Raw genomic sequence first — 8,816 nt, 5'->3', positions numbered from 1 at the left:
GATCGGCAAAATCATTAAGAACACAAAAGTGATCATTATCGCGTAATTTTCGTGATCAAAGCTTAATGAGAATAAGTGATCAAAGTTAATGCCATTGGATGATCAAAGCTGGTGAGAATATGCACTTGGGTAGGCAAAAGGATATTCATGTCAATTTCATATAGATTTGCAAAACTAAATGCAAGAGTGATAGAAAATTCGCAGAACTTTAAACACTATATTTCCTCAAAAAAGTATGAGTTCACATCACCCAAAGGAATAATGATTCCCCGATTTTATTGAATAATAAAATTTAAATAACTACCTCAAATGTTTGATTAAACTGCTGTAAAGCGGCTTCAACGCGGGTGATGCCTAAGTCAAACTCAGCCCGGGTTGCTGGGCCGCCTAGGGTGAGGCGAACACCATTTGGATTATCTACTTTTAGGGCTGGAACTTCTGGGATAAAGGAATCTAGCGTCCTTACAATTACCTTATGCGCTTTTAATACGCTGCAAAACTCAAACATATTCTGCGACTGGGATAAGCGAATATATACATTTAAACTGGCAAACTGAGCATCTATCTCATAAGTTTGAAGCAGCTTTTTTATTTGTTCAATACGATAGCGTATCTCATCTGCTAGCTTAGTTTGATTATAAGTAAATTCGTTACTTTTAATGGCGCGCATTATTAACTCAAAATTCATTGAGGAAACCGCCCAACACTCACTATGAATTTGTTTTAAAATTGGTTGCTCCCAAAGTCGTGGAGGTAATAAGTAACCGGCTCGTAGTCCGCCTGCAAAATATTTTGAAAAGCTTGAAATATAAAAAACCCGATCCGGTGCTTGTTGCCACAATGGTAATCGCCAATACTCTGGCAAACAGTAATTTACGTCATCTTCAATAATGAAAAAATTATATCGGCGACTCAGCGCCAGTAGGGCATTTAAATTGTTACTGCTATAGCAAATATTGGTTGGATTTTGACAGTTTGGCGTGATGTAAACCGCTTTGATTGTACGCGACTTACACAATGCTTCAATTTGCGCAAGATCAATCCCGTCGCTATGCACGTTTACTTGTGCTAATGAAAGTTTAAGCGAATGACACGCATGGTAAAAACCGGGGTAACACATTGACTCTGCAATGACAGTATCGCCACTTTCACACAAGGTTGCTAACGTAGTGAATATTCCTTGCTGAGCACCTTGGGTAAATATCAACGGATGGTTTAAGCAATCAAAGCCCTTATCCGCTAGCCATTGTTTGAAAAAATGTTGATGTGAGGTAAGTCCATTGAGTTTATAAATCATCACATCTGTTAATGCACTTTGATCCTTTGACAGCGATTGCAGGGCATTGGTCATAACATGTTGTTGCCCCATCATCGGTTGCATGCTTGAAGCAAAGTCTGTGTCGCCCTCAAAATGACTTAACTCAATAACTTTACTTACAAAGGTACCAGCCCCTAGTTTTGCAGTAACCAACCCTCGTTGCTCAAGTAAAGCATATGCACGAGTTACCGTACCATGTGTAACACTTAGGCTGTCAGCGAGAAGTCGTTGGGCTGGTAATTTTTGCTCAAAACCCAGCATTTTGTTGTCGATAGCATGCTCAATCAAAGCGGCTAATGCGCGATATTTTGGCTGTGTTTTGCACAAACTACTAAATAGAGTGTGATCCGGTTTGTAAATTGTATTCATAACAATAAAAATATTGATGATTTTACATAAGTATGACAATTAATAGTTATTAAACAACTACAATATTGTATCAATACAATTAATTATTATGAATGCAGCTACTGTTTTTGAGCTTGCTCCGGCTCTCATTTTATTTTGTTTTGCGGCGTCAATTACGCCTGGGCCTAATAATATTTTGCTTACTCACTCAGGCACACATTTTGGCGTGATCAAAACCCTACCGCACTTATTGGGTATTCGAGTAGGCATGACGATAATGCATTTGGCAATGCTACTAGGATTAGGTAAATTGTTTTTAATACAGCCAAAGCTGCATTTTTTTCTACAGCTTTGTGCCAGTGGTTATATTTTATATTTGGCATACAAGATAGCTAGTAGCTCTCAATTAAAAGGTGATAATGCTCAAGCAAGGCCTTTAAATTTTTTTCAAGGCATGCTTTTTCAGTTGATCAATCCTAAGTCATATGCAGTGTTAATGACACTTTGTACTGCACTTACTTTAACAGGAGGTGCCTATTGGCCTTCTGCAATTTTGGGCGTGATTATTTTTAACCTTGTCGCGGCTTGCTCAGGCTTGTTTTGGGTGAATTTTGGCAAATACATGCGCCAATTTCTAAATAAGCCAAATATCTTTAAACGTTTTAATTGGGTTATGTCACTGTTTCTTGCGGCATCAATTCCTTTAGTTTTTCTTTCCAATGCAAGCATTCAGTAGGGAAATAAAATGAAATTTACTCACCAATTGTCACCACAACAATTTACTCAAGCGTTTGAGTTTTTATCTGAGCGAAGTTATTGGAGTCAAGGCATTAGTCGCGAACGGTTAGAAAAAGCGTTCGCACACTCGCTGTGCTTTGCATTAATTGAAAATAAACAGCTATTGGCATTTGCACGAGTGGTGACTGACCAAGCCACTTTTGCAAATTTACTGGATGTATTTGTGTTAGAGCCATTTAGAGGTCAAGGGCTGGGTAAAAAGCTGATGGATCATGTAATGAGTCACCCTGAATTGCAATCATTACGCCGTTTTACACTGGCAACAAAAGACGCTCATTCACTTTATCAACAATTTGGTTTTCAAAGCCAAGCAAGCCCCAATCTCGCAATGGAAAAGTGTTTAGTTGGCGGGTACTCAACATTATTACAGCGGCAAAATTAAGTATGGATTGAACGTTTTAATGCGTGCAGTTAAATACTTTTATTATTTTACAGCTGAACTCTTTATTCTCTATTTATAGCCGTTTTATTAAAAATGTGAGCACTTTAGAGAGTATCAGTAAATAATACTATTACTGAGTTTTTAGAGTCAGTTAATTAGTAAAATGCAAACAATGCTTACGCCAGAAAATGCATTGTACATTCTTGGTGTAATGTTTACCGCCTTGTCCTGAGTTCAGGTTACAGCTTTCATTATTATCATTTCCATATGAACGGCAGTCTACACACTCGTTGTGGGTTGTGCGCCTTACGAATCTATAAACCAGCTCGCTTTGACTTCAAGGGAGTGTCTATATATGGCTTATTTTATTTTGACTGGTAAGTGAAATAAGCTAACGCGTCAGAGGTATTCAAGTTCCCGCGGAAATACGCGGATAACATTAATTCTGAAAGTGAGATCAAATTTGGTAAAATACTGTGGCAAAAATTCACCTAATCAACTTTACTTTGTTTCGATGATCGCAAGATGAATGTATGTAAATATTATAAGTTATAGGGTTACAAAAAATTAATTTATCATGTTGTTATTGTTTCTTATTTTACTGTAATAAAATTTTGAATTTTGATTTATGATTGCGTATAGTAACGTTGTTATTTAGTAGTCAATTTTAATTGGATTTAAAGTTACTATTACCTGCATTATTTTAATACATATAAGTTAAAGGATTAACTATCGATCATGAATTATCTTTTTATATTTTTAACAATTATCACTTCATTTACAACTATGGCTCAAGAAAACCCAAAGGTTTACCATAGCTTTGACTCTGAATTTTCTGCTACTTTGACAGTTGTTCCAGCTGAGGATGAAAATACTTACTATGTAAATTACAATGGCTTTGAACATCATTATGATGGTAATACCTTACTTTATAAAAAATTCAAGAATGACATTGGTGATGGTTATTATTTAAAATTGCTTGGAATGCCGGATGTTAATTTTAAAAATGAAGGTCATAAAACTGTTCGTTCAGGAACATTAGTTTCTTATTCAAGTGTATATCTCGATAATGATACAGTTACAAAAGTTATTTATTCCGGCTTGGCAGATATTGTAAAAGTTAATAAAGTCAAAGAGCAATATCAAGTAAGGCAATTAAATGTTGTTAGTAAAATTGCTGCCAAAAAACTTATTGAAAAATCAGTTAGTTCATTTTCTACAACATGTGAAACGAATATTGAAATCGATATAGATTGGCGACAGTTTGAATCTCAAAAACTAAAAACTAGTCCTGCTAAATTATCGGCTTATATGAATGCATTAGAAAATATTTGTACCATCGACCACGATTATTTGGAGGCTGTACAAGGGATAGAAAAAATTCAGCTTATTCCATCTGTTGTAGCAGATAAGCATCAAGCAAAAATGTCAAACAGTGTGCTGATTATTGAAATTGGTGATGATGTTACTAATTTGCCAGAAACCAGTTATAAACTAATTTACGATATATTTTAATCACTACAAGGAAAGAAAATGAAACATAAAATTTTAGCGGGTATTATTATTACGTTATTTAGTACAGCTTCATATGCATCTATTAAAGACAAAAAGGCTATTAGAGCAGCTGATGCTAGTATTTCAGCAGAGGTTGATAAAGTTAAAGCGGCTTGTGGTAATGCTTCACTAGATGTAAAAGTCGATTGGGAAGATTATAAAAAAATGATCGCCGCGAATAAAGATAAATTAGCTAAAGATAATTATCAAAGCCAGTGGGTTATTGCTCATTCAGGCCAAAGAACTGTTGCAACACTTGAGGCTCTTTCTGCAATTTGTAAAGATGATGTGGATTATAAAGAAGAGATTGCTAAGTTAACTAAAATAAATGTTACAGCTAAAGATGACTTTTCAGACTCTGCAAGTGAGTTCTCATTAGCAGATAACGCTTTAACTGTTGAGACTGGACATAAAATGTCTCGTAATGCTTCTGATTTTGCTAAGAAAATTAAAGCACTTTATTAATTTATAAATTACAGTAATGATTTATGTTAATGTTACACATAGATCATTACTAACCTTATTTTTACCTGTTTAAACACTATAAAACCTCATTGCTTACATTGCCTTATTCTGTTCTAAAAGAGACAATAAACCCACTGTTTTATGCCTTCCCAGTGTATCGTTTTTGATAAATCACTTACGTTATAGTTAACTGCAGAGCACCTAATTTCTTCTCTATTTCTTTGATAATCGGCTTCATTAAACAAACCTCCTTCATACGTTTGTTGTGCTATCTCATGCAAATGCGCTAACTATATAAAGCACATCACATCTATCTGATTGATTACTGTTAATTTAAAATCGAAAAGTTCTTATGTTTTAGCGCTTATAATTTGTTGCTCTGTGTATTTAGCTGAAAATTGTATGAGGTTTTAGATTAATCATTTACTAATAGCACTGCACCACTTTGGGTATCGCCTAAGTAATCGTCTTTATTGTAAATCGGGCACTTTGTCATTGACAGGCAACCGCAGCCGATGCAGCCGTCGACTCTGTCGCGTAGGCGCTGCATAAAAGCAATACGTTCATCAAGTTGTGCTTGCCAGTTTTTTGATAATGTTGACCAATCTTCTTTAGTGGGGGTACGTTTATCAGGTAAAGTGGCGAGGGTTTGTTTGATTTCTTCAAGAGTAATGCCCATTGCTTGCGCTGCTTTGATGACCGCCACACGGCGCAGTACATCAGGCTTATAACGGCGTTGGTTGCCGTTGTTCCGCCAGCTGCGGATCAAGCCTTTGGTTTCGTAAAAGTGTAGTGCGGAGACTTTTACGCCGCTGCGTTTAGCTACAAAGCCCACAGTTAAATTAGCTTCAACAAGTTTTTTTTGTTGATCGGTCATAGTTTTCTTCTTTTTTATTAAAAATCAATTTTTAAGGTTGACCTCAATCTTACTTGAGGTTTTATGCTCTTTGCAACCATAAAAAAGGAGAAATAAAATGCAAGAAAAATCAATGCATAACACCGCTATTATTTATTCAAGTGGCCGTAAAAACGGTAATACTACGGCGCAAGTTAATGCCTATAGTAAGCAACAAAGCGGCATTGTTTTTTGCTTAGATGATTATGTTATTTCACCTTATCGCTACGATAAGCAGTATCACAATGATGATTTTTATAATTTGTTTGAAGTGTTACTTCGCTACGAACATTGGGTGTTCGCATCGCCTGTGTACTGGTATAACACCACGCCACAAATGAAAGCATTTATGGATAGGATCACAGATTACATGGATGACGAGGCGTTAAAACCGAAGCTTAGAACTTTACGTCAAAAACAGTTTTCACTATTGTCTAATGCCTCATCTCCCTCTGCGCCAGACGCATTTATAGACATGTTTAAACAAACCTTTAATTATTTAGGAATGACTTTTAAAGCTCATTCACATGTACAGGCTGGTTAAATACGGGTAGGCTAAACTAAAAAGGATGATTTATGAAAACTTCACTTTTAGGCTTTGGCCTTCTTGCAACTAGCTTAACAACGATCGCTGCTGAGCCAACTCCTGTTATCAATGACTTTGGTTATTTTTACAATGTACCAGCTCATGTATCAGACTTAAGCCAAGCGCAGTTTAAAATTGCCTTTGATGTAGGAGATGGCGCTGAAAAAGGCGCGCAAAATAATCATATTAATTCGTTAGCGCGCTTTATCAATATGCATGTTGCCCATGGGGTAAAGCCGGAAAACATCCAGCTAGCTCTCGTTGTACACGGTAGCGCGAGTGTTGATGTGCTGGAAAACAGCGTTTATAAAAGCCGCTTTGATGTTGATAATAAAAACCAGTCTTTGATCACCCAGCTACTTGCTAATAACACGGTTGTGTATGTGTGCGGGCAGTCGGCAATGCATATGAAGGTAGCAGCAGAGCAGCTTATCCCAGGGGTGAAAATGGCGCTTTCTGCAATGACCGCTCATGCGCAGTTACAGCAACAAGGCTACACGCTGAATCCATTTTAAAATGAATATTTTGTGTTTTGGCGACTCTAATACCTTTGGTATTTCTCCTGTTGATGGGAAACGGCTGAGCGAAACTGAACGCTGGCCTACTTTATTAAAGCAGCTGTTGGGCACAGGCTTTGAAGTGATTGAAGCCGGGGAGCCTAATCGTACTTTAGTCAATAATCCCCCGTTTATGGGCGACAAATCGGGCATTAAGTATTTAAAACCGTATTTGGAAGCACATACTGTTGATGTTGTTATTATTCAACTCGGTACTAATGATTTAAAAGCGCGCTTTGACTTAACACCAGAGCAAATTTCGCTGGGCTTAAATCAGTTACTGCTTGAGATAGATAACTTTTATAGTAATACCACTTTACCAAAACGTATTATTATTAGCCCGCCTAAAGTTTATGAAGTTAATCAATATCAACGTATTTATGCTGGTGCTGAAATTAAATCACAACAGTTAGCACAACACTTTGCTGACGTTACAAAATTGCATCGATGTAATTTTTTAGATGCTTATTCGCAAGTAAATCCATGTCCTGATGAAGGGATTCACTTAGCACCAGCTACACAAAGCTTACTTGCTGAGCACTTAGTTAGCTTATTGACACAATGAGAAGGTTTTGCTCATCAACTATAGAGAGTACATCGTGATTATTAAACAACCTGCTTTGTATTTTAATATTACTTAAAGCCGCGTATAATGCGCGGCTTATTTTTAGTGTCTGTATGGTGTTTTTTGAAGTCGATATTCAAACAATATGGTGTGGTCTTTATCTTGTTAAGCTTATTAACGGGCTTAATAGGCGCATTTGTTAATCCACTAATGGGTTTGTTTATTGTTGAAGGCTTACAAAGTCCACCTATATATTTGGGTGTGTACACTACAGGTGTCACTTTGATGGGCATTCTTTTTAGCCAATGGTTAGGTGGATTGGCCGATAAGGGCGTGAGCGCTAAAAAGATGTTTATGATTGCGGTCTCTGGCATGGGGATGGCGTTAATCATATTCGCTAACGCAACGTCTTTTTGGCAGGTATTTGCTGCCGGAGTACTCTTGCTTTCAATGGGCAATGCCGCGATACCGCAAGTTATGACTATTGCTCGCCAGTGGGCTGATGAGCAAGATCATATTGATATCACCCAGTTTAATACTCGCCTTAGAGCGGCAATTTCATTTGCATGGGTCGCAGGCCCGCCGCTTGGCTATTTACTTGCATCAGGAGTTGCCTTTAGTCGCTCATTTTATACCGCAGCTACGTTTGCGTTGTTGGCATTAATTTTTGCAATGAAGTTTTTGCCCAGTGTTAATGCTAACGACAGAGCTAAGAAAGCTGAGCCAAATCAGCCGATCAATCAATCATTTTGGGCCTTAGGGGCTGCTATAACCTTTGGTTCAATTGGCAATATTATGTACGCCAGTGCCTTACCGCTTTATACAATAAATGAACTGGGCTTTGCTAATAATATACCTGGAATATTTATGGGCATGGTGGCATTAATCGAGATCCCTGTGATGTTGTATAGCGCAAAGCTCAGTAAACGCATCACTAAAACAGGCTTGTTAGGTTTTGCTTTTAGTTGCGCTATTTTGTTCTATATTGGCGTATTTTTTGCCGATCAAGTATGGCAATTCTTTGTACTGCAAGGTGTAAATGCTATTTTTTATGGGATCTTTGCGGGTATCGGCCTGACTATTTTACAAGAGCAGCTACCATCACGAATTGGTTTTACCTCTGCTTTTTATGGCAATGCCATTAAAGTAGGGGTCATGCTTGGTACTGCCAGTACCGGTTTAATTGCACAGTGGTTTAGTTTTCGTTTTGCCACGCTAGGCTCGCTTATTGCGGCAAGCATTGCTATGACTTTTTTAATAATATTTAGTTATTTAAAGCGCCAAGAGAGCGAGTCGCAAGAGCAGCTTTTTGTTCAAAACGTGATTTAAAAAAGCCGCAGTGTATTAA

General features: G+C 37.3%; 10 protein-coding genes. 8 read left to right on the top strand and 2 right to left on the bottom strand.

Annotation, left to right across the window (positions count from 1 at the left end):
- Window positions 1-292: 292 nt before the first annotated feature.
- Window positions 293-1,687, bottom strand: a complete 1,395-nt coding sequence (locus H5200_RS01630) for a PLP-dependent aminotransferase family protein (protein WP_182730818.1) — start codon at window positions 1,685-1,687, stop codon at window positions 293-295.
- 88 nt (window positions 1,688-1,775) lie between these two features.
- Here H5200_RS01630 and H5200_RS01625 point away from each other — a divergent pair, with 88 nt between their 5' ends.
- The 4 genes from H5200_RS01625 (at window position 1,776) to H5200_RS01610 (ending at window position 4,865) form a co-directional block, all read left to right on the top strand.
- Entirely contained in the window at window positions 1,776-2,402 is a 627-nt protein-coding gene (locus tag H5200_RS01625) for a LysE family translocator (RefSeq protein WP_182760789.1), read from the top strand.
- A 9-nt stretch (window positions 2,403-2,411) separates the two neighbouring features.
- Entirely contained in the window at window positions 2,412-2,846 is a 435-nt protein-coding gene (locus H5200_RS01620; RefSeq protein WP_182717645.1) for a GNAT family N-acetyltransferase, read from the top strand.
- Between the two features lie 738 nt (window positions 2,847-3,584).
- On the top strand, window positions 3,585-4,361 hold the full coding sequence (locus H5200_RS01615) for a hypothetical protein (RefSeq protein ID WP_182717644.1): 777 nt from the start codon (window positions 3,585-3,587) through the stop codon (window positions 4,359-4,361).
- An 18-nt stretch (window positions 4,362-4,379) separates the two neighbouring features.
- Window positions 4,380-4,865, top strand: coding sequence for a hypothetical protein (locus tag H5200_RS01610; protein ID WP_182717643.1), 486 nt, complete (start codon window positions 4,380-4,382; stop codon window positions 4,863-4,865).
- 415 nt (window positions 4,866-5,280) lie between these two features.
- Here H5200_RS01610 and soxR read toward each other — a convergent pair whose 3' ends face one another.
- Window positions 5,281-5,742, bottom strand: coding sequence for a redox-sensitive transcriptional activator SoxR (gene soxR / locus H5200_RS01605; protein ID WP_182717642.1), 462 nt, complete (start codon window positions 5,740-5,742; stop codon window positions 5,281-5,283).
- A gap of 97 nt (window positions 5,743-5,839) precedes the next feature.
- On the opposite strand from soxR, the gene H5200_RS01600 reads away from it, so the two are divergent.
- The 4 genes from H5200_RS01600 (at window position 5,840) to H5200_RS01585 (ending at window position 8,797) form a co-directional block, all read left to right on the top strand.
- Window positions 5,840-6,304 (top strand): flavodoxin family protein, encoded by a 465-nt coding sequence (locus H5200_RS01600; protein WP_182717641.1) that lies wholly within the window; start codon window positions 5,840-5,842, stop codon window positions 6,302-6,304.
- Window positions 6,305-6,336: 32 nt separating this feature from the next.
- Complete coding sequence (locus tag H5200_RS01595) at window positions 6,337-6,861, top strand: DsrE family protein (protein WP_182760788.1); 525 nt, start codon at window positions 6,337-6,339, stop codon at window positions 6,859-6,861.
- 1 nt (window position 6,862) lies between these two features.
- Window positions 6,863-7,468, top strand: coding sequence for a GDSL-type esterase/lipase family protein (locus H5200_RS01590; protein WP_182760787.1), 606 nt, complete (start codon window positions 6,863-6,865; stop codon window positions 7,466-7,468).
- A 123-nt stretch (window positions 7,469-7,591) separates the two neighbouring features.
- On the top strand, window positions 7,592-8,797 hold the full coding sequence (locus H5200_RS01585; RefSeq protein WP_220496100.1) for a sugar efflux transporter: 1,206 nt from the start codon (window positions 7,592-7,594) through the stop codon (window positions 8,795-8,797).
- Window positions 8,798-8,816 lie beyond the last annotated feature (19 nt).

It is taken from the genome of Pseudoalteromonas sp. SG43-7 (genome assembly GCF_014164295.1).
Lineage (GTDB): Bacteria > Pseudomonadota > Gammaproteobacteria > Enterobacterales > Alteromonadaceae > Pseudoalteromonas > Pseudoalteromonas rhizosphaerae.
The sequence above is the reverse complement of the archived record's forward strand: the minus strand, read 5'-3'. Positions and strand labels throughout refer to the sequence as shown.